Raw genomic sequence first — 18,112 nt, forward strand, 5'->3', positions numbered from 1 at the left:
GAGTAGGACGCCGCCGAACAATCATTGTGGGAAAGCCCCGCACCAGCCCTTCAGGGTTCGGTGCGGGGCTTTTCTGCGTTTACGGGTCGGATGCCGGGGCCGGCGGACTCCGACGCCAGGGGGGCGGCGTGGGTGTGTTCGATCTGGACCGCTGAACCCGGCGGGCTGAGGATTTTCCGATGTTCGTCCGTTCACCAGCATCCGGTTGCCGTGGAGCCGAGCTGACGGCTCGTAGGGTGGGGGTATGGGCTACGACCTCGTCATCTTCGACAACGACGGCGTGCTGGTGGACAGTGAGCCGCTCGCCAACAGTGTTCTCGCCGAGTACCTCACCGAGCTGGGGCACCCGACCACGTACGAGGACTCGCTCCGCGACTACATGGGCGCCGCCGTGCACCGGATCCACGATCTCGTCCAGGAGCGGACCGGGGAGCGGCTGCCCGAGGACTTCGACCGGACGCTGGCCGCGCGGACCGCGGCCGCCTTCGAGCGGGAGCTGAAGCCGGTCGCCGGCATCGAGGACGTCCTCGGGGCGCTGACCGCGAGCGGGGTCGGGTACTGCCTGGCGTCGTCCGGCAGTCACGACCGGATCCGGGTCGGGCACCTGGCGGCCGGGCTCGACGGGTGGTTCGAAGAAGAGTGGATCTTCAGCTCGGATGACGTGGGACAGGGGAAGCCGTCTCCGGAGCTGTTCCTGCACGCGGCCCGGCAGATGGGGGTGGAGCCCTCTCGGTGCGTGGTCATCGAGGACAGTCCGCGCGGGATCGAGGCCGCCCGCGCGGCGGGGATGGACGTGTACGCGTACACCGCCATGCTCCCCGCCGATCAGCTGCCGGGGGCGACCGGGTACTTCGGGGACATGATGCAGCTCCCGCTGCTCCTCCAACTGCCTGTGTGATCTCTCTACCCACGAGTAGCCGCGGGGCCTACGCTGTGCCGCCATGACGGCAACGGCAGATGTGCGGCTGCGGCGTGGGCGCGGCGCGCTGGGGTTCGGATTCTTCGCGCAGGGGGTCACCTTCGCGCTGCTCGTGACCCGGATCCCGGCCATCCAGGACCAGTACGGGATATCCGACGGGCTGCTGCCCGCGTTCCTGGCCGCCGTGCCGATCCTGGCGGGCGCGGCGAGCGTCGCCACCGAGCACCTCGTGAAGCGGGTCGCGCCCAGTGTGGTGCTGCGGTGGGCGCAGCCGCTGGTGCTGTTGGCGCTGCTGGGGGTCGGGGCCGGCAGCGAGATGTGGCACGTGGCGGTGGCGCTGGGGGTGTTCGGGCTGTCGGTGGGTGCGCTGGACGCCTCCATGAACATGCTCGGCGTGAGCCTCCAGCGGGAGTACAGGCGCAGCATCATGCTCGGCTTCCACGCCGCCTACAGCCTCGGCGGGATCATCGGGGCGTCGGCCGCCTGGGCGGGGGCGCACTGGCACCTGGGGCTGTTCGTCAGCTATCTGCCGGCCGTGGTCGTGCTCGTGCCGCTCACGGTGGTCGGGAGCCGGTTCTACGTCGACCAGAACGGCGACGGGGTGGCGGCCGAGAAGGGGCCGGCCGGCGGCGGGGGGTTCAAGCTGCTGCTGCCGCTGTGCCTGGTGATGGCGTGCGCGTACATCGGGGACTCGACGGTCGCGAACTGGAGTGCCAAGTACCTCCAGGACGTACTGGGGAGCTCGGAGCAGCTGGCCACCGTCCCCTACAACGTCTACATGGTGACCACGCTCCTCGGGCGGGCCGTCGGGGACCTGGGGGTGCGCAGGTTCGGGGCCGTGGCCGTCGTGCGGTGCGGGACGGTGGTGGCAGCCGGCGGGTTCGCGGTCGTGGCGGCCGCGCCGGGGGCGTGGGTGGGGATGCTCGGCTTCACCCTCCTGGGAATCGGGCTGTGCGTGATCGTGCCGCAGACCTTCGCCGCGGCGGGGAGGCTGTTCCCCGGTGCGGCTTCCGACACGGCGATCGCCCGGCTCAACATCTTCAACTACGTGGGTTTCCTGATCGGGTCGCCGCTCGTCGGCGGGATCGGGGACGCCTGGAGCTACCGGGGCGCCATGCTCGTGCCGATGGTGTTGGTCCTGATCACGCTGTTCCAAGCCCGCTCGTTCGGATCGGTGGAGGCCCGATACCGTGTCGGGCATGAGCGGCGAGCCGGTGACTGGGCTGTTGATGTGGGACGAGGCGGTAACGAAGTATGACTTCGGGCCCGGCCATCCGATGGATCCGGTGCGCCTGGCCCTGACCATGGGGCTGGTGCGCGCCTTCGGGCTGGACCGTGCGATGGAGGTACGGGCGGCCCGCGCGGCCGGCGACTCGACGCTGCGGCTGGTCCACCGGGAGGACTACGTCGCCGCCGTGCGCGAGGTGTCCGCGGACCCCGGGGTCGCGGACGGCTCGTACGGGCTGGGGACCATGGACGACCCCGCCTTCCACGGGATGCACGAGGCGTCCGCGCTGATCGCCGGGCAGTCCGTGGCGGGCGCGGAGGCGATCTGGCGGGGCGAGACCGAGCACGCCGTGAACTTCGCGGGCGGGCTGCACCACGCCATGCCGGGCGGCGCGGCCGGTTTCTGCGTCTACAACGACGCGGCGCTGGCCATCGCGCGGCTGCTGGAGCTGGGGGCCGAGCGGGTCGCGTACGTGGACGTCGACGTCCACCACGGGGACGGCGTGCAGGCGGCCTTCTGGGACGACCCGCGCGTGCTGACCATCTCGATGCACGAGCACCCGCGGACCCTGTTCCCGCAGACCGGCTGGCCGGAGGAGACGGGCGGCGACCGGGCGGAGGGGAGCGCGGTGAACATCGCGCTGCCCGCGGGAACCGGCGACGAGGGGTGGCTGCGGGCCTTCCACGCGGTCGTGCCCGAGCTGTTGGCGGACTTCCGGCCCCAGGTGCTCGTGACGCAGCACGGGGCCGATACGCACTTCGAGGACCCGCTCGCGCACCTCGCGGTGTCGCTGGACGCCCAGCGGGCCGTGCAGGAGGCGTGCCACGCTCTGGCGCACGAGTACGCGGACGGGCGGTGGCTGGCCCTGGGCGGCGGCGGGTACGCCGTGGTGGACGTCGTACCGCGGTCGTGGACGCACCTGGTGGGGATCGCCGCGCACCGGCCGGTGGATCCGGAGGCGGCGGTGCCGGCGTTCTGGCGGGACGAGGCGTACGCGCGGACGCGGCAGTTGGCGCCGGCCCGGATGACCGACGGCCGGGTGCCCGAGTGGCGTGAATGGGATGCCGGTTACGACCCGGCGGACCGTACGGATCAGGCCGTTCTCGCCACCCGGCGGGCGGTGTTCCCGCTGCGCGGGATGTTGACCTGAAGGGGGTTGGCGTACAGGTGATGCATCGTTACGCCAACTGTGGGGCCATTGCACGGAATTGATGACCCGGCAGGTGTGCGCGGGGCAGCATCGAAGGGTGTTGAGCACCGGCGCGCTGCGTGCGCATCTGCTGGCCGCCCGGTTGGCCGGGCCCGTCGCCACCTCCCGGGAGGAGAGCCTGCGCAGCTACCGGCTGTTCGCGGCGCGTGATCCGCGGGTGCTGCTGGGGCTGGATCCGGAGTGGGGTTGGGGCGAGGGCGATCTGCTGCGGCTGATGGCGGACAAGTGCGGGGTCTCCGCGGACCCGGCGCACGTCAGCGGCCCGGACGTGATCGATCCGGAGTGCACGCTGGCCGCGCTGGACGCCTTCGCGGAGCGGTTGCGGGCGGTGGCCGGGCCGGGGGCACCCGTGTTGTTCGGGACGGGTCACCCGCACCGCCTCCTGGGGTTCTACGCCTGTTTGGCCGAGGCGATGTCGGCGGCGGGATGCATTGTCCTCACCCCGGCGCAGGGGGCGGATGTCGACGTGAAGTCCCGGTTCGGCGTACGCACGTACCGCCTCGATTACGTACGGGGGGTCGCACTGGTGCGGGAACCCGGCGTGCGGTCGCCGGGGAGTGCGACCGGCGCGCACACGCATTCACCGTTGCCGGTTCGGATCGCGCTGGGGGCCCTGGCGGAGGCCGGCGGGCCGCTGCCGGAGCTGGTGGTCGGTGATCACGGGTGGGTCTGCGGCGCAGGTCAGCTCGGTGTGGAGGCGATCGGGCTGGCGGATACGGATGATCCCGCGTTGTTCGTGGGGGAAGCCGAGGGGCGGGTGTCGGTGGCCGTTCCACTTGATGACGCGGTGCGTGCGGACTACTACCGACCGCTTACTCGCTATGTGCTCAATCGGGCGGGTCTGCCGGTTTGGCAGGAGTGGCCGTAGCTCCTCTTCCCCACTCGTCACGCCCGCCCCTACTCTGGGGAGTGAGCGTGCGACGACGAGGAGTAACCGGAGGGGAAGCCGGTGCCCGTCATGCGCGGAAGGTCAAGGTGTGTCATGGCTGCTGGCGAGAGGCCTCTCAGTGAGGTTCAGTTCCTGACCGTGGCGGAGGTCGCCTCGGTGATGCGAGTGTCGAAGATGACCGTGTACCGGCTGGTGCACAACGGTCATCTGCCCGCGATCCGGGTGGGCCGGTCCTTCCGGGTCCCCGAGAACGCGGTTCACGAGTACCTCCGAGAGTCCTATGTGGGGGTGGAGTCGGCCTGAGACTTAACGCCGCGGATGCCCTCGTAACTCCTGGGATGCACTCGGATTACAGGCTCAGAGCTCGGGCGGGTAGGCTAGGCCGACGTAGGTCGTGTGGGCCCAGACGCCCCGCACCAGTGAAGAAGAAGTGAGCGAGGGTAGTCGTGGGCTCTGTTATCAAGAAGCGGCGCAAGCGGATGGCGAAGAAGAAGCACCGCAAGCTGCTCAAGCGCACCCGCGTCCAGCGCCGTAACAAGAAGTAAACGGCAGCTGTACGTGTTCTCCGCAGCCCCTCCACCATTCTGGTGGGGGGGCTGCGGTGCAGCCGGGGACGGGTGTTCCGATCTAGGGAGGCGCTGAGCTCGTGGGGAAGGTCGTGCTCGTCACCGGGGCTGCCCGGCAGCTGGGGGGCCGCTTCGTGCGCCGCATCCAGCGTGACCCGGAGGTCGAGCGGGTGATCGCCGTGGACGCGGTGGCGCCGCCGCACCGGCTGGGATCGGCCGAGTTCGTCCGTACGGACATCAGACAGTCGGCGATCGCCCGCGTGCTGGCCGAGCACGCCGTGGACACCGTGGTGCACCTCGCGGTCACCGGGGGCGCCGGGGGCAGCGGCGGCGGGCACAGCGCCGTCAAGGAAACGAACGTCATCGGGACGATGCAGCTCCTCGGGGCCTGCCAGAAGTCCCCGACGGTGCGGCGGCTCGTCGTGAAGTCCAGTACGAGCGTCTACGGGGGCACCTCCCGCGATCCGGCCGTCTTCACCGAGACCACGCAGCCCAAGTCGCTGCCGGCGGGCGGTTTCGCCAAGGACGCCACCGAGGTCGAGGGATACGTACGGGGCTTCGCGCGCAGGCGGCCGGACGTCGCGGTGTGCGTGCTGCGGTTCGCGAACATCCTGGGGCCGTTCGCGGACTCGGCGCTCGCCGAATACTTCTCGATGCCGGTGATGCCGACCGTGCTGGGCTACGACCCGCGGCTGCAGTTCGTCCACGAGGACGACGTGCTCGACGTGCTGCGGCTGGCCGCGCAGGAGCCGCGGCGCGGGACGCTGAACAGCGGGACCTTCAACATCGCGGGAGACGGCGTACTGCTGCTGTCGCAGTGCTCGCGGCGGCTGGGGCGGCCGACCGTGCCGCTGCTGCTGCCCGCGGTGACGTGGGCCGGGCAGGCGCTGCGGGCGGTCGGGGTCACCGACTTCTCGCCGGAGCAGATCAGGCTCCTCACCCACGGCCGGGTCGTGGAGACCGCGCAGATGCGGGAGGTGCTCGGCTTCGAGCCGATGTACACGACCGCCGAGACCTTCGCGGACTTCGCGCGCAGCCGGGGCAGGGGGCTGCTGCCGCCGGAGCGGGTCGGCCGCGCCGTGGACCGGGTGGCGGCCATGCTGGATGCAGACCTCGAAGCGGTTGAAGGAGCGAAGCGATAGTGGCTGACGCCAAGGTCATCCCGTTCGACGAGGACCGGCCGCGCCGGCGGGTCCCGGGCCGGCGGGTCCGGGCGGTGCCCGAGCCCGCGCACGAGCCCGAGGCGGTCCCCGTGACCGAGCCCGTCGATTCCGTGCGGGCCCCGGCGGGGGACGGCTGGGACAAGAGGATCGCCGGGGGGCTGGCGTTCCTGCGGCGCCGGATCACCGGGGACTACGAGGTCGACGAGTTCGGCTACGACAAGGAGCTGACGGACCAGGTCCTGATGTCCCTGCTCCGGCCGCTGTACGACAAGTACTTCCGGGTCGAGGTCAAGGGCGTCGAGAACATCCCGAAGGAGGGTGGTGCGCTGATCGTGGCGAACCACTCGGGGACGCTGCCGCTGGACGGGCTGATGATGCAGGTGGCGGTCCACGACCACCACCCGGCGCAGCGGCACCTGCGGCTGCTGGCGGCGGACCTGGTGTTCATGCTGCCGGTCGTGAACGAGCTGGCGCGGAAGGCCGGGCACACCCTGGCGTGCGCGGAGGACGCGCAGCGGCTGCTGGAGGCCGGGGAACTGGTCGGGGTCATGCCGGAGGGCTTCAAGGGGATAGGGAAGCCGTTCGGGGACCGGTACAAGCTCCAGCGGTTCGGGCGCGGCGGGTTCGTGTCGACGGCGCTGCGCGCGGGCACGCCGATCGTGCCGTGCTCGATCGTGGGCGCGGAGGAGATCTACCCGATGGTCGGCAACGCGAAGACGCTGGCGCGGCTGCTGGGGATCCCGTACTTCCCGATCACTCCCACGTTCCCGTGGCTGGGGCCGCTGGGGGCGGTGCCGTTGCCGACGAAGTGGACGATCCAGTTCGGCGAGCCGATCGCCACCGCGGGGTATGCGGCGGAGGCTGCGGATGATCCGATGCTGATGTTCAACCTGACGGATCAGGTGCGGGAGCAGATTCAGCACACGCTGTACAAGCTGCTGGTGCAGCGACGGTCGGTCTTCTTCTGACCGCCCAGTGCCGGGGCTCTGCCCCGGACCCCGCTCCTCAAACGCCGGAGGGGCTGGAAGTGCCTGCGGCACCCCCAGCCCCTGTACGGGTTTCTGCTACCCCGCGTCCTCCCCGCTGATCCCCAGGCCCGGGAGGATGCCCGGGAGGAGGGGCGGGAGGGTGATGTCCGGCTTCGTCTCGGACGGGGCGCCCGAGGCGGGGGGCGTGGACTGCCCCTGCGGCGGGTTCAGCAGGTTGCCCGTACCGCCCAGGAGGCCGCCGGCCGGGGGCGTGGTGCTGCCCGACGGGGACGGCGCGGGGCTGCCCGAGGGCGTGCCCGGTGCGGGGGCGGACTGCTGCTTGCCGCTGGGGGTGCCCGGTTTGGCGGGGGAACCGGACGGACCGGTGCCGCGCGTCTGCTCCGGGGGCTTGGGGAGCAGGCCCTGGAACGGCGCCACGTCTTCGTCTATGGCCTGGAAGACCGACTCGACGTCGCTGCCCACGTCGCCCAGCTGCGGCGGGAGCTTCTCCCGCAGCTTGCCCCACGCGTCGCGGTGGGCACGGGAGAAGGACGACAGCGCCTGGATCGGGCCGAGCGAGCCGTCCCGGTCGTGGGCGGCCTGGAGGAGCCGGTGGCCCTCCTCCGCGTCGTGCTTCATGCCCGCGAGGGCCCGGCGGATCGCGCCCAGGGACTCGTGGTCCAAGGCGCCCGTCCGGCCGCGCTCCATCAGCCTGCGGGCTTCCGACAGGCGGTTCGAGGCCTGGTCGAGATAGAGCTCGCCCCGGTCCGAATCGTCGTCGGCCATCCCCAGCTTCAGGTCCTCCATGCCCCGTTTCACGGGGTACAGGTGGTCACCGGGCAGGGCGTCGGAACTGGCAGCGGCCACTCCGCTGAAGGCCCCCGCGGCCACACCCACGGTGAGGCCGCCCGCTGCGATGCCCTTGGACCAGCGGGAGCGGGGCCGCAATTTCCGGAGCGGGGTCGCCCGGTGGGCGCCGCGGCCGGTCCGCTGTTCGGGCAGTTGAGGGTCGGCGGCACCGCCTCCGGCCCTCTCCTCCAGCACCATGGCCTCCATGGCTGCAATGAGCTGGGCTCGCTGCACCACTTTGACCTCGGGGTCCAGCACCGGGCGCGGCATTCGTTCGCCGAGCACGCTCGCCAGGGCCAACAACCGGTCGTGGTCGGCAGGTTCGGCAGGTGCCTCGGACTGCTCGGCCGCCGGGTCCGGTTCCGAAAGGTCGGACGGGGTCCGCTCCTCAAGGGCCTGGGCGAAGGCGTTCGCCCGCCGGTGCGGAGTGACGTTCGCGATCACTGGCGGCACCTCCTCTCGTCATGACGATCGACTCCCCAAGGTGTCCGGAAGGTTGCCTTCCTTGAGCACATCCACACTTTCGAGTGAGCGGCTTCGGGCAGGGCGTGTCCACAGGGAGCCTGCATTCCGCACAACGAGCGTCGCGGCACTTGGGTTACGGACGAAGGATGATCGGACCACAGCGTCATCGAGGGGTCACCGAATGTGTTGTCAGTAAGAGTGTGAGAGTCAGCGGGCGTCGTCCGGGAGGAGGCGGGCCAGGGTGCGGACCGCCCGGTACTGGAGCGTCTTGATGGCGCCCTCGTTCTTCCCCATCACCCGGGCCGTCTCGGCGACCGAGAGGCCCTGCAGGAAGCGCAGTGTCACGCATTCCTGCTGCTGCGGATTGAGTTTCCGTACGGCCTCCAGCAGGGCCGCGTTGGAGAGGGACTCCAGGACGGAGTCCTCGGGACTGCGCTCGACCTCGTTCGCGTCGAGCATCTCGCCGGTGGTGACCTCCAGCCGGAACCGGCTGGACTTGAAGTGGTCCGCCACCAGGTTGCGCGCGATCGTCACGAGCCACGCACCGAAGTCGCGGCCCTGCCAGGTGAAGGTGGAGATGCGGCGCAGCGCTCGCAGGAAGGTCTCGCTGGTGAGATCCTCCGCGGTCGCCTTGCCGCCGACGCGGTAGTAGATGTAGCGGTACACCGTGTCGCTGTACTGGTCGTACAGGCGGCCGAAGGCCTCGGCCTCGCCCGCCTGGGCGCGCTCGACCAGGTCCATCATGCGGGCCTGGTCGCTGTCCGCGGTGGGGCGGCGGGGTGTGGGGGTGGTCTGGGTGCTCGTACCGGCGGAGCCGCTCGACCCTCCGGCGGCGCGGCCGCGTCTGCCCACCGTCGCTCCGCCGTCGGTCAGGGCGTAGCAAGGTCCGGCCGGGCCGAAGCCGGCAGGGACCGCGGCGGCGAAGGCGGGGACGGCGTACGCGGTGGGGACGAAGCCGCGCAGGTGGTCGAGGACCGTTGCGCGCAGCGTAGCCAGGCCCGAGGCGTCAACCCCGACAGGTGGGTACACGGGACTCCCAGAGGCAGAGCTTCCATCACGTGCAGTGCGGGACCGTTCACCCGTCGTGGCGACAGATGGGCGGTGGCATGCGTTTGAGGAGAATAACGCTTCGTACAGGCAGCGCTACACCCAGTTGCTCAAATCATCGATTCCGACACTTCCGTTGCGTGTCGAGGGCATATTCAGGCGCAGTTGGTGATCGATTCTTGATCACTTGGATGCGCGGAATGGGCGCTTCCAGGGGGTCCGCGACCGAGTCGGGCAGGCCGGAGTGGCCCGCCGGAGCCGGGGGTAGGGCTGGGGGAATGCCCCGGGTCCGCGGGCCCGAAACGCGACGGGAGCCGCCCCGCGGCGGGCGGGACGGCTCCGGTGCTGGTGGCGGCCGGTGTCGGGCCGCCGGGGCGGTGGTGCGGGGGGTGCCGGGGCTACTTGCGGCGGCGGTGCAGGGCGATGGCGGCGGCCGCGCCACCGGCGATCGCACCGACTCCGGCGGCTGCCGGGACGCCGACCTTCACGGCCTTGCGGCCGGTCCGATAGTCGCGCAGTCGCCAGTCGTTGGTCCGGGCATGCTTGCGCAGTTTTGTGTCGGGATTGATCGCGTACGGATGCCCGACCAGTGACAGCATCGGGATGTCGTTGTGCGAATCGCTGTACGCGGCGCAGCGCGCGAGGTCCAGCCCCTCGGCGGCGGCCAGCGCGCGGACCGCCTCCGCCTTGGCGGGGCCGTGCAGGGGTTCGCCGACCAGGCGGCCGGTGTAGACGCCGTCGACGGACTCGGCGACGGTGCCCAGTGCCCCGGTCAGGCCGAGGCGGCGGGCGATGATCGTGGCCGTCTCCACGGGGGCGGCGGTGACCAGCCAGACCTTCTGGCCGGCGTCGAGGTGGGCCTGGGCGAGGGCGCGGGTGCCGGGCCAGATCCGCTCGGCCATGTACTCGTCGTAGATCTCCTCGCCGATGGACATCAGCTCGGAGACCTTGTGGCCCTTGACGATGGACAGGGCGCTGTCGCGGGCGTCCTGCATGTGCTCGGGGTCCTCGACGCCGGCGAGCCGGAACCAGGCCTGCTGCCAGGCGAAGCGGGCGAGCTCGCGGCGGCGGAAGAACTCGCGCTTGTAGAGGCCGCGGCCGAAGTGGAAGATCGCGGCGCCCTGCATGACGGTGTTGTCGAGGTCGAAGAAGGCTGCGGCGAGGTCGTCGCCGGCGACGGGGAACTCCGCCTCTTCCTCTTCTTCCTCAAGGGCTTCGAGGTCGGTGTCGAGATCGAGGTCGGATTCCGTGAGGTGCGGGGATTCGCCGAGTGCGGACTTGCGGGCGGCCTCGGCCGAGGCCTCGCCTGCCAGCACGCTCCGCGCTGTCGCGGAGCGTCTACGGGGTGTGAGCCATCCGAGAGCGGCCATGTGGCGAGCATAGCCACTGTGTTCGGGGGTTCCCGAACCGATGGGAAACGGAGGCGTTAACAGTTCGGTACTCCGCCCCCGCCGCCGACCCCAGAATGGGGGCATGAGCCCTTTGTTGCGACGTAAAGAGAAGAAGCGTCCCGGGGAGCGGATGGTGACGCTCATCGGGAAGCCGGGGTGCCACCTGTGCGACGACGCCGAGGAGGTCGTGGCGAAGGTCTGCGCCGAGACGGGCGCACAGTGGGAGAAGAAGGACATCTCGCAGGACGAGGAGCTCTACCGGCTGCACTGGGAGCAGATTCCGGTGGTGTTGGTGGACGGCGAGCAGCACACCTTCTGGCGGGTGAACCCGGACCGGCTGCGGCGGGCGTTGGAGGGCTGAGCCCTTTCCCGGCTACCATCATGGGCGATTTGTGGTGTCTGGGGGCGTCTGCGTGAGGAGTGTGCACGGCTTTGCCCCCTTTTGGATTTGAACGGGTTCGGCATGCCATTGACGCCGCTTCCGCGCCCCGCGGTTGCGTGACCCCGGTCACTTTGGTCGGACAAAATGGACACAATCTTTGTGCACGCGTTCACAAAGGCATAGCCTGCTGTCGACGGGGCGGTCCTGGGACAAGTGACCGCCTGCAGCCCCGCTCATCCCGCAGGAGCATCGTGGCAACTGGCCGAACTCACCGACCGGCGACCCGCAGCCGAGGTATTCCCGAGGCCACTGTCGCCCGGCTTCCGCTGTACTTGCGTGCCCTCACCGCGCTCTCCGAGCGATCGGTGCCCACGGTGTCCTCCGAAGAGCTTGCGGCAGCGGCCGGAGTCAACTCCGCCAAGCTGCGCAAGGACTTCTCCTACCTGGGTTCCTACGGCACCCGCGGCGTCGGCTACGACGTCGAGTACCTCGTCTACCAGATCTCCCGCGAACTGGGCCTGACCCAGGACTGGCCGGTCGTCATCGTCGGCATCGGCAACCTCGGCGCCGCGCTCGCCAACTACGGCGGTTTCGCGTCGCGCGGGTTCCGCGTGGCCGCGCTCATCGACGCCGACCCGGCGATGGCCGGAAAGCCGGTCGCCGGGATGCCCGTCCAGCACACCGACGACCTCGAGAAGATCATCGAGGAGAACGGCGTCTCGATCGGTGTCATCGCCACGCCGGCCGGTGCCGCCCAGCAGGTCAGCGAGCGGCTCATCGCCGCCGGAGTGACCTCCATCCTGAACTTCGCGCCCACCGTCCTGCAGGTGCCGGACGGTGTGGACGTGCGCAAGGTCGACCTGTCCATCGAGCTCCAGATCCTGGCGTTCCACGAGCAGCGCAAGGCCGGAGAGGAAGCGGCGGCCGCCGCGTCCACCGGCGGCTCCTCCGTGGGCGGCGCCGGTGGAGGCGGCGCGGCCCCCGCCGCGGCCGTGGTGCCGCCGGCCGGCCGGGCCGCCGCCGAGGCGCGCAAGGGCGGACCCGAGGGCGACGTCCCGGCGGTGATGCCGGCATGAGTCTGCTCGTCGTAGGGCTGAGCCACCGCAGCGCGCCCGTGAGCGTGCTGGAACGCGCCTCCCTGTCCGCCGATGCCAAGGTCAAGCTGCTGCACGACACCCTCGCCGCGGAGCCGGCGGCGGAGGCGACGGTGCTCGCCACGTGCAACCGCATCGAGCTGTACGCCGACGTGGACAAGTTCCACGCCGGTGTCGCCGAGCTGTCCACGCTGCTGGCGCAGCACAGCGGTGTCGCGCTGGAGGAGCTCACTCCCTACCTCTACGTGCACTACGAGGACCGGGCCGTCCACCACCTCTTCTCGGTGGCGTGCGGGCTGGACTCGATGGTGGTCGGCGAGGGCCAGATCCTCGGCCAGATCAAGGACGCGCTGGCGCTGGGGCAGGAGCAGCACACCGCCGGGCGGCTGATCAACGACCTCTTCCAGCAGGCGCTGCGGGTCGGCAAGCGGGCGCACTCGGAGACCGGGATCGACCGGGCCGGGCAGTCGCTGGTCACCTTCGGACTGGAGCAGCTCGCGGTGCACGTCCCCGTGGGGGAGTGGGCCGCGGGCAAGCGGGCGCTGGTGATCGGCGCCGGGTCGATGTCCTCGCTGGCGGCGGCGACGCTGGCCCGGGTGGGCATCGCCGAGGTCGTGGTGGCGAACCGGACCGCGGAGCGGGCGGAGCGGCTGGCGGAGATTCTGGTTGCCTCGGGCACCGGGGTCGCTGCGCGGGCCATCCCGATGCGTGCGGTCGCCGATGAGCTGGCGCGGGTCGACGTCGTGGTGTCCTGCACCGGGGCCACGGGTCTCGTGCTGACCGCCGATGACGTGCTGGCCGCCGTGTCCCGTGCGGGGCTGGACGTGGCCGAGGCCGGTGCCGCCGGTCCGGTGCGGGTCACCGAACGGGGCTCCGCCGATGGGCTCGCGCCGGCCGGGGTGGATTCGGCTGACGCCGCCGGTTCGGGGACGGTCACAGAACGGGGCTCCGCCCCGGACCCCGCTCCTCAAACGCCGGAGGGGCTGGAATTGCCCGCCGGTCCGGACCGTGAAGTCGTGGCCAGGCTCGTGGCTGCCGCCGAGGCCGGAGGCCGGATCGCCGATGCGGGGGCCGCGCGGACCATTTCGGCCGCCGCCGCGCCGGAGGGCGACGGGTGTCCCGTCGATCCCGTGCGTACCGCCGGTGGGCGAGTGGCGCTGACCGGGGTCGACGCCAACTCCCTCGAACTGCACGGGACCTGGGCCGATCAGGGTGAGGCCGCCGCGCAGCGGCAGCCGCGCAAGAGCGCGCGGAGCCAGGCCGACGGGGCGGCGGTGCCCGTACGGCTCGCGCTGCTCGACCTCGCCATGCCCCGCGACATCGACGCGGCCGTGCACCGGATCCCCGGCGTGCGCCTCGTCGACATCGAGAGCCTCGCCGAGGCCTCCGCCGACGCGCCCATGGCCGCCGACGTCGACGCCGTGCGCGGCATCGTCGCCGAGGAGGTCGCCGCCTTCGGCGCGGCGCAGCGGGCCGCGCACATCACGCCCACCGTCGTCGCCCTGCGCGCCATGGCGGCCGAGGTCGTGGCCATGGAAGTGGCACGGCTCGACGGGCGGCTCCCCGATCTCGACGAGCGGCAGCGGGCCGAGGTCACCCAGACCGTGCGCCGCGTAGTCGACAAGCTCCTGCACGCGCCGACCGTGCGCGTCAAGCAGCTCGCGAGCGAACCCGGCGGCGCCGGGTACGCCGACGCGCTGCGCGAACTCTTCGACCTCGACCCTCAGACGGTGGCATCCGTCAGCCGGGCGGACGCGGCCGATCCGAAGAACGACGACGACCCAGGACGGGCATCATGAACACAAGTCCCGACCAGCCGCTGCGGCTCGGTACGCGGCGGAGCAAGCTGGCCATGTCGCAGTCGGGCCACGTCGCCGACGCGGTACGGGCGATCACCGGCCGTCCCGTGGAGCTCGTGGAGATCACGACGTACGGTGACGTGTCGCGCGAGCACCTCGCCCAGATCGGCGGGACCGGCGTGTTCGTCACCGCGCTGCGCGACGCGCTGCTGCGCGGCGAGGTCGACTTCGCCGTGCACTCGCTGAAGGACCTGCCGACCGCCCAGCCCGACGACCTCGTGATCGCGGCCATGCCGCCGCGCGAGGACGCGCGGGACGCGCTCGTCGCCCGCGACGGTCTGACCTTCGAGCAGCTGCCCGACGGGGCCCGCATCGGTACCGGTTCGCCGCGCCGCACGGCGCAGCTGAACCACCTGGCGCTGTCCCTGGGCAAGCGGATCGAGACGGTGCCGATCCGCGGCAACGTCGACACCCGCATCGGCTTCGTGCAGGCCGGCGAGCTCGACGCCGTCGTGCTGGCCGCCGCCGGACTGAACCGGATCGGGCGCGGTGACGAGGCGACCGACCTGCTGTCCGTCGACAACATCCTGCCCGCCCCCGGCCAGGGAGCCCTGGCCGTGGAGTGCCCCGCGTCCTCCACGGACCTCATCGCCGCGCTCGGCAAGCTCGACGACCCCCACACCCGGGCCGCCGTCACCGCCGAGCGTTCCCTGCTCGCCGCCCTGGAGGCCGGCTGCAGCGCGCCCGTGGGCGCGTACGCCGATCTGCTGGCCGACGGCCGGAATGTCAATGAAATGCGCCTGCGCGGCGTCGTCGGCACCCTCGACGGCTCGACGCTGGTGCAGCTGTCCACCACCGGTCCCGTGCCCCAGTCGTACGACGAGGCCATGGCGCTCGGCCGCGAACTCGCGGACGAGATGCTGGCCAAGGGCGCGGCCGGTCTGATGGGGGAGCGAGCGTGAGCCCCACAAGTCCGAACACCTCCGCCTATCCGGCCTTCGCCGCACACGGGCACGTCACCTTCCTCGGTGCCGGCCCCGGCGACCCGGGTCTGCTGACGCTGCGCGCCGTGGAGGCGCTCGCGGCAGCCGACGTACTGATCGCGGAACCAGAGGTGCTCGACGTCGTACGGACGCATGCGCGCGCGGGTGTCGACACGCCGCAGCTGACGGTCGCTGACGAGGCGTCAGCAGCCGCCGGGCTCCCGGTGATCCGCGATGCCGCCAATCTTGTCATGGAGGCCGCGCGCTCCGGCAGGCGGGTCGTCCGTGCCGTCACCGGCGACCCCGGGCTCGACGGGAGCGCGGCCGAGGAGATGCTCGTCTGTGCCACCGAGGGCATCCCCTTCGAGGTGGTCCCGGGCGTCGCGACCGCGGTCGGCGTGCCCGCCTACGCGGGTGTGCCGCTGAGCGACAAGCAGGGAGCGGACGTCCGGTTCGTCGACGCCCGCAACGCCTCGGCGCGCTGCTGGAGCGAGGCCGGCGCGAGCGACGGCATCCTCGTCGTCTCCGCGACCCTGGAGACGGTCTCGGCCGCCGCCGCGGAGCTGGTGAGCGCCGGGCGCAAGCCCGACACCCCGCTGACCGTGACCGTCGCCGGTACGACCACGCGCCAGCGCACCTGGCGCGCGACGCTCGGCACGATCGCCCAGGTGTTCAAGCAGGGCAAGATCCTCCCCTCGCCCGAGGGCGCCCGGCCCGTCATAGCCGTGGTCGGTGAGCACGGCGCCGCCGCGCGCCGCGAGGAGCTGGCCTGGTTCGAGTCGAAGCCGCTGTTCGGCTGGCGGGTACTCGTACCGCGTACCAAGGAGCAGGCCGCCTCGCTCTCCGACCAGTTGCGTTCGTACGGCGCGGTGCCGCACGAGGTGCCGACCATCGCCGTGGAGCCGCCGCGCACCCCGCAGCAGATGGAGCGGGCGGTCAAGGGCCTGGTGACGGGCCGCTACGAGTGGATCGCCTTCACCTCGGTCAACGCCGTCAAGGCCGTCCGGGAGAAGTTCGAGGAGTACGGGCTCGACGCGCGTGCCTTCGCGGGCATCAAGGTCGCCGCGGTGGGCGAGCAGACCGCTGCCGCGCTCGTGGAGTTCGGCGTGAAGCCGGACCTGGTGCCGAGCGGCGAGCAGTCCGCGGCCGGGCTGCTGGAGGACTGGCCGCCGTACGACCCGGTCTTCGACCCGATCGACCGTGTCTTCCTGCCGCGCGCCGACATCGCCACGGAGACGCTGGTCGCCGGGCTGATCGAGCTGGGCTGGGAGGTCGACGACGTCACCGCCTACCGGACCGTGCGCGCGTCGCCGCCGCCGGCGGACACGCGCGAGGCGATCAAGGGCGGCGGTTTCGACGCCGTTCTCTTCACGTCGTCCTCGACCGTGCGCAACCTCGTCGGCATCGCCGGCAAGCCGCACAACGTGACCGTGATCGCGTGTATCGGGCCGGCGACGGCCAAGACCGCCGAGGAGCACGGGCTCCGGGTGGACGTGCTGTCGCCGGAGCCGAGCGTGAGCAAGCTCGCCGAGGCCCTCGCCGAGTACGGCGCGGCCCGCCGAGAGGCGGCCAAGGAGGCCGGCGAGACGGTCTTCCGGCCGAGCGAGCGGCGACCGGGCGCGCGGCGTCGTCGTACGACGTGAGTCGGTTAGACGGGGTCCGCCCGTTACGGGACACGGGGAAGGGGCCCGGGTGCACATCGCACCCGGGCCCCTTCCGCGTCCCCGGCCCCCGAATCCGGTTGTCCCGGACGCCCCGACGCGGCGAGGATCACGGCCGGACGAGGGGGAACGGATGACGGAGCCGGAGGCCCGGCTGGTGGGCGCGGTGGCGGCGGGGGACGCGCAGGCGGTCCTGGACCTGCCGGCGGCGGGCGCGGACCCGGACGCGGCCGGCGGGGACGGCCTGCCGGTGCTGTGCGCGGCGGTGGCGGCGTACGCGGCGGAGGCGGCACGGGCGCTGGTCGAGGGCGGCGCCGATCCGGACCGTGTGCTGCCCGACGGGACGACGCCGCTGCTGCGGGCCGTGGAGGGCGGCTCCCCGGCGGTGGTGTCGGCACTGCTCGGCGACGCCCGCCCCCGGCTGCCGGAAGCGGAGCAGGGCCGGCTGCTCGCGGCGGCCCGACAGTGGTACGAGGAGGGTGCGGAGGCGCGGCTGCGGCGGCTGACGGGGGCGGCGGGCCCGGCGGACACCGGGTGGGCGCGGGACGCGGAGTACGAGGGCGTTGCGGAGGTCGCCCTGGCCGGGCGGACCGTACGGGCCGGGCACGGCGCGGTCCTGACCCTGCTGGAGCGGGAGTTCGGTGTCCTGCCCCCGGTGGAGGAACTGGTGGCCCGCGGGGTACGGCACGAAGCCGAGGACCACGTCGACCGGTCGGCGGCCGTGTGGGTCCTTCTGCTGCGGGAGAGCGCCGAGACCTGGCGGCAGGTGGTGGGGTTCCACCGGCACCCCTCGGCCGCGCACCGGGGGTTCGTCGCGGACTTCCTGAGCTGCGGCGCCCGGATGTCGACGGTCCTCGCGTACCCCCGCTGGTACGCGGAGCAGCGGACGGAACTGCTCTCCTCGTGGGCGGACGCCGAACCGGACGCCGGGGTCCTCGCACTCGTGCTCGGGCTGCTCGCCGAAGAGGCCCACCCGCGGGCGCGGGACTTCGGGCTGCGGCACGCCCGGCATCCGGACCCCCGGGTGCGGCGCCGGGTCCCGCCGCTGTTCGACCGGCCGCTGGACGCGGAAACGGCGCGCGCGGTGCGGGAACTGGGCCGGGACGCCGACGCCGGGGTACGGGCCGAGGCGCCGTTGTCGCAGGAGGACCGCGAGGCCCTGATCGTCCTGCTCCGGGACGAGGACCCGGAGGTCCGGGCCAGGGCCGTGTACACCGCCGGCCACGCGGCGGACCGTACGCCGCGGCTCACCGAGGCACTGATGGAGCTCCTCGACTCCGACGAGCAGGAGACCAGGCTCGCCGTCGCCTTCGCCGTGGCCTGCCGGGACGACCCGCGCACGCCGGAGGCGTACGCCCGCGTGGGGCCGCTCGGCCCGGAGCTCGCGGGCGACCACCGGGCGGACGGCCTGTGGCGGTGGAGGCACAGGAACCGCCCCGGGCCTTGAAGAACGTCCACAGCCGGGCAGCGAAGGGGTGTGGACGGAGGTCCGGCGGAT

At 72.0% G+C, this 18,112-nt stretch carries 17 protein-coding genes; 14 read left to right on the top strand and 3 right to left on the bottom strand.

Going from position 1 to position 18,112, the window contains the following annotated elements; all coding sequences use genetic code 11:
- Positions 1 to 244: 244 nt before the first annotated feature.
- From ACIQ5Y_RS28835 to ACIQ5Y_RS28870, 8 genes are all read left to right on the top strand, one after another.
- The gene (locus ACIQ5Y_RS28835; RefSeq protein WP_403886636.1) at positions 245 to 898 is read left to right on the top strand and encodes an HAD family hydrolase; all 654 of its coding nucleotides are present in this window, start codon (positions 245 to 247) and stop codon (positions 896 to 898) included.
- A gap of 43 nt (positions 899 to 941) precedes the next feature.
- Positions 942 to 2,177 (top strand): MFS transporter, encoded by a 1,236-nt coding sequence (locus ACIQ5Y_RS28840; protein ID WP_403886639.1) that lies wholly within the window; start codon positions 942 to 944, stop codon positions 2,175 to 2,177.
- Positions 2,149 to 3,297: an acetoin utilization protein AcuC gene (locus tag ACIQ5Y_RS28845; RefSeq protein WP_403886910.1), complete on the top strand. Its 1,149-nt coding sequence runs from the start codon at positions 2,149 to 2,151 to the stop codon at positions 3,295 to 3,297. The genes ACIQ5Y_RS28840 and ACIQ5Y_RS28845 overlap by 29 nt, the downstream gene beginning before the upstream one ends.
- Before the next feature lie 97 nt (positions 3,298 to 3,394).
- Positions 3,395 to 4,225, top strand: coding sequence for a phosphatase (locus ACIQ5Y_RS28850; protein ID WP_403886642.1), 831 nt, complete (start codon positions 3,395 to 3,397; stop codon positions 4,223 to 4,225).
- A 114-nt stretch (positions 4,226 to 4,339) separates the two neighbouring features.
- Complete coding sequence (locus ACIQ5Y_RS28855) at positions 4,340 to 4,549, top strand: helix-turn-helix domain-containing protein (RefSeq protein WP_008738568.1); 210 nt, start codon at positions 4,340 to 4,342, stop codon at positions 4,547 to 4,549.
- A gap of 143 nt (positions 4,550 to 4,692) precedes the next feature.
- On the top strand, positions 4,693 to 4,791 hold the full coding sequence (locus ACIQ5Y_RS28860) for a 30S ribosomal protein bS22 (protein ID WP_003948845.1): 99 nt from the start codon (positions 4,693 to 4,695) through the stop codon (positions 4,789 to 4,791).
- Positions 4,792 to 4,892: 101 nt separating this feature from the next.
- Positions 4,893 to 5,954 (top strand): NAD-dependent epimerase/dehydratase family protein, encoded by a 1,062-nt coding sequence (locus ACIQ5Y_RS28865; protein ID WP_403886645.1) that lies wholly within the window; start codon positions 4,893 to 4,895, stop codon positions 5,952 to 5,954.
- Positions 5,954 to 6,943 carry a lysophospholipid acyltransferase family protein gene (locus tag ACIQ5Y_RS28870; RefSeq protein WP_403886648.1) on the top strand — a complete coding sequence of 330 codons (990 nt, stop codon included), beginning with the start codon at positions 5,954 to 5,956 and terminating at the stop codon, positions 6,941 to 6,943. The genes ACIQ5Y_RS28865 and ACIQ5Y_RS28870 overlap by 1 nt, the downstream gene beginning before the upstream one ends.
- A gap of 96 nt (positions 6,944 to 7,039) precedes the next feature.
- Here ACIQ5Y_RS28870 and ACIQ5Y_RS28875 read toward each other — a convergent pair whose 3' ends face one another.
- From ACIQ5Y_RS28875 to ACIQ5Y_RS28885, 3 genes are all read right to left on the bottom strand, one after another.
- Positions 7,040 to 8,236: a DUF5667 domain-containing protein gene (locus ACIQ5Y_RS28875; RefSeq protein ID WP_403886651.1), complete on the bottom strand. Its 1,197-nt coding sequence runs from the start codon at positions 8,234 to 8,236 to the stop codon at positions 7,040 to 7,042.
- Between the two features lie 228 nt (positions 8,237 to 8,464).
- Positions 8,465 to 9,286 (bottom strand): ECF subfamily RNA polymerase sigma factor, BldN family, encoded by an 822-nt coding sequence (locus ACIQ5Y_RS28880; RefSeq protein ID WP_403886653.1) that lies wholly within the window; start codon positions 9,284 to 9,286, stop codon positions 8,465 to 8,467.
- Positions 9,287 to 9,702: 416 nt separating this feature from the next.
- Complete coding sequence (locus ACIQ5Y_RS28885; protein WP_403886656.1) at positions 9,703 to 10,674, bottom strand: HAD family hydrolase; 972 nt, start codon at positions 10,672 to 10,674, stop codon at positions 9,703 to 9,705.
- 103 nt (positions 10,675 to 10,777) lie between these two features.
- Between ACIQ5Y_RS28885 and ACIQ5Y_RS28890 the strand changes: the two genes are divergently transcribed.
- From ACIQ5Y_RS28890 to ACIQ5Y_RS28915, 6 genes are all read left to right on the top strand, one after another.
- Entirely contained in the window at positions 10,778 to 11,056 is a 279-nt protein-coding gene (locus ACIQ5Y_RS28890; protein WP_385395983.1) for a glutaredoxin family protein, read from the top strand.
- 272 nt (positions 11,057 to 11,328) lie between these two features.
- Positions 11,329 to 12,153: a redox-sensing transcriptional repressor Rex gene (locus tag ACIQ5Y_RS28895; RefSeq protein ID WP_403886660.1), complete on the top strand. Its 825-nt coding sequence runs from the start codon at positions 11,329 to 11,331 to the stop codon at positions 12,151 to 12,153.
- Positions 12,150 to 13,970, top strand: a complete 1,821-nt coding sequence (locus ACIQ5Y_RS28900) for a glutamyl-tRNA reductase (protein ID WP_403886663.1) — start codon at positions 12,150 to 12,152, stop codon at positions 13,968 to 13,970. The genes ACIQ5Y_RS28895 and ACIQ5Y_RS28900 overlap by 4 nt, the downstream gene beginning before the upstream one ends.
- Entirely contained in the window at positions 13,967 to 14,932 is a 966-nt protein-coding gene (gene hemC / locus ACIQ5Y_RS28905) for a hydroxymethylbilane synthase (RefSeq protein ID WP_403886666.1), read from the top strand. The genes ACIQ5Y_RS28900 and hemC overlap by 4 nt, the downstream gene beginning before the upstream one ends.
- Positions 14,929 to 16,596 (top strand): uroporphyrinogen-III synthase, encoded by a 1,668-nt coding sequence (locus ACIQ5Y_RS28910; RefSeq protein ID WP_403886669.1) that lies wholly within the window; start codon positions 14,929 to 14,931, stop codon positions 16,594 to 16,596. The genes hemC and ACIQ5Y_RS28910 overlap by 4 nt, the downstream gene beginning before the upstream one ends.
- Before the next feature lie 151 nt (positions 16,597 to 16,747).
- Positions 16,748 to 18,061 carry an ankyrin repeat domain-containing protein gene (locus ACIQ5Y_RS28915; RefSeq protein ID WP_403886672.1) on the top strand — a complete coding sequence of 438 codons (1,314 nt, stop codon included), beginning with the start codon at positions 16,748 to 16,750 and terminating at the stop codon, positions 18,059 to 18,061.
- Positions 18,062 to 18,112: the final 51 nt, after the last annotated feature.

The organism is Streptomyces sp. NPDC096339, from assembly GCF_044762985.1.
GTDB lineage: Bacteria > Actinomycetota > Actinomycetes > Streptomycetales > Streptomycetaceae > Streptomyces.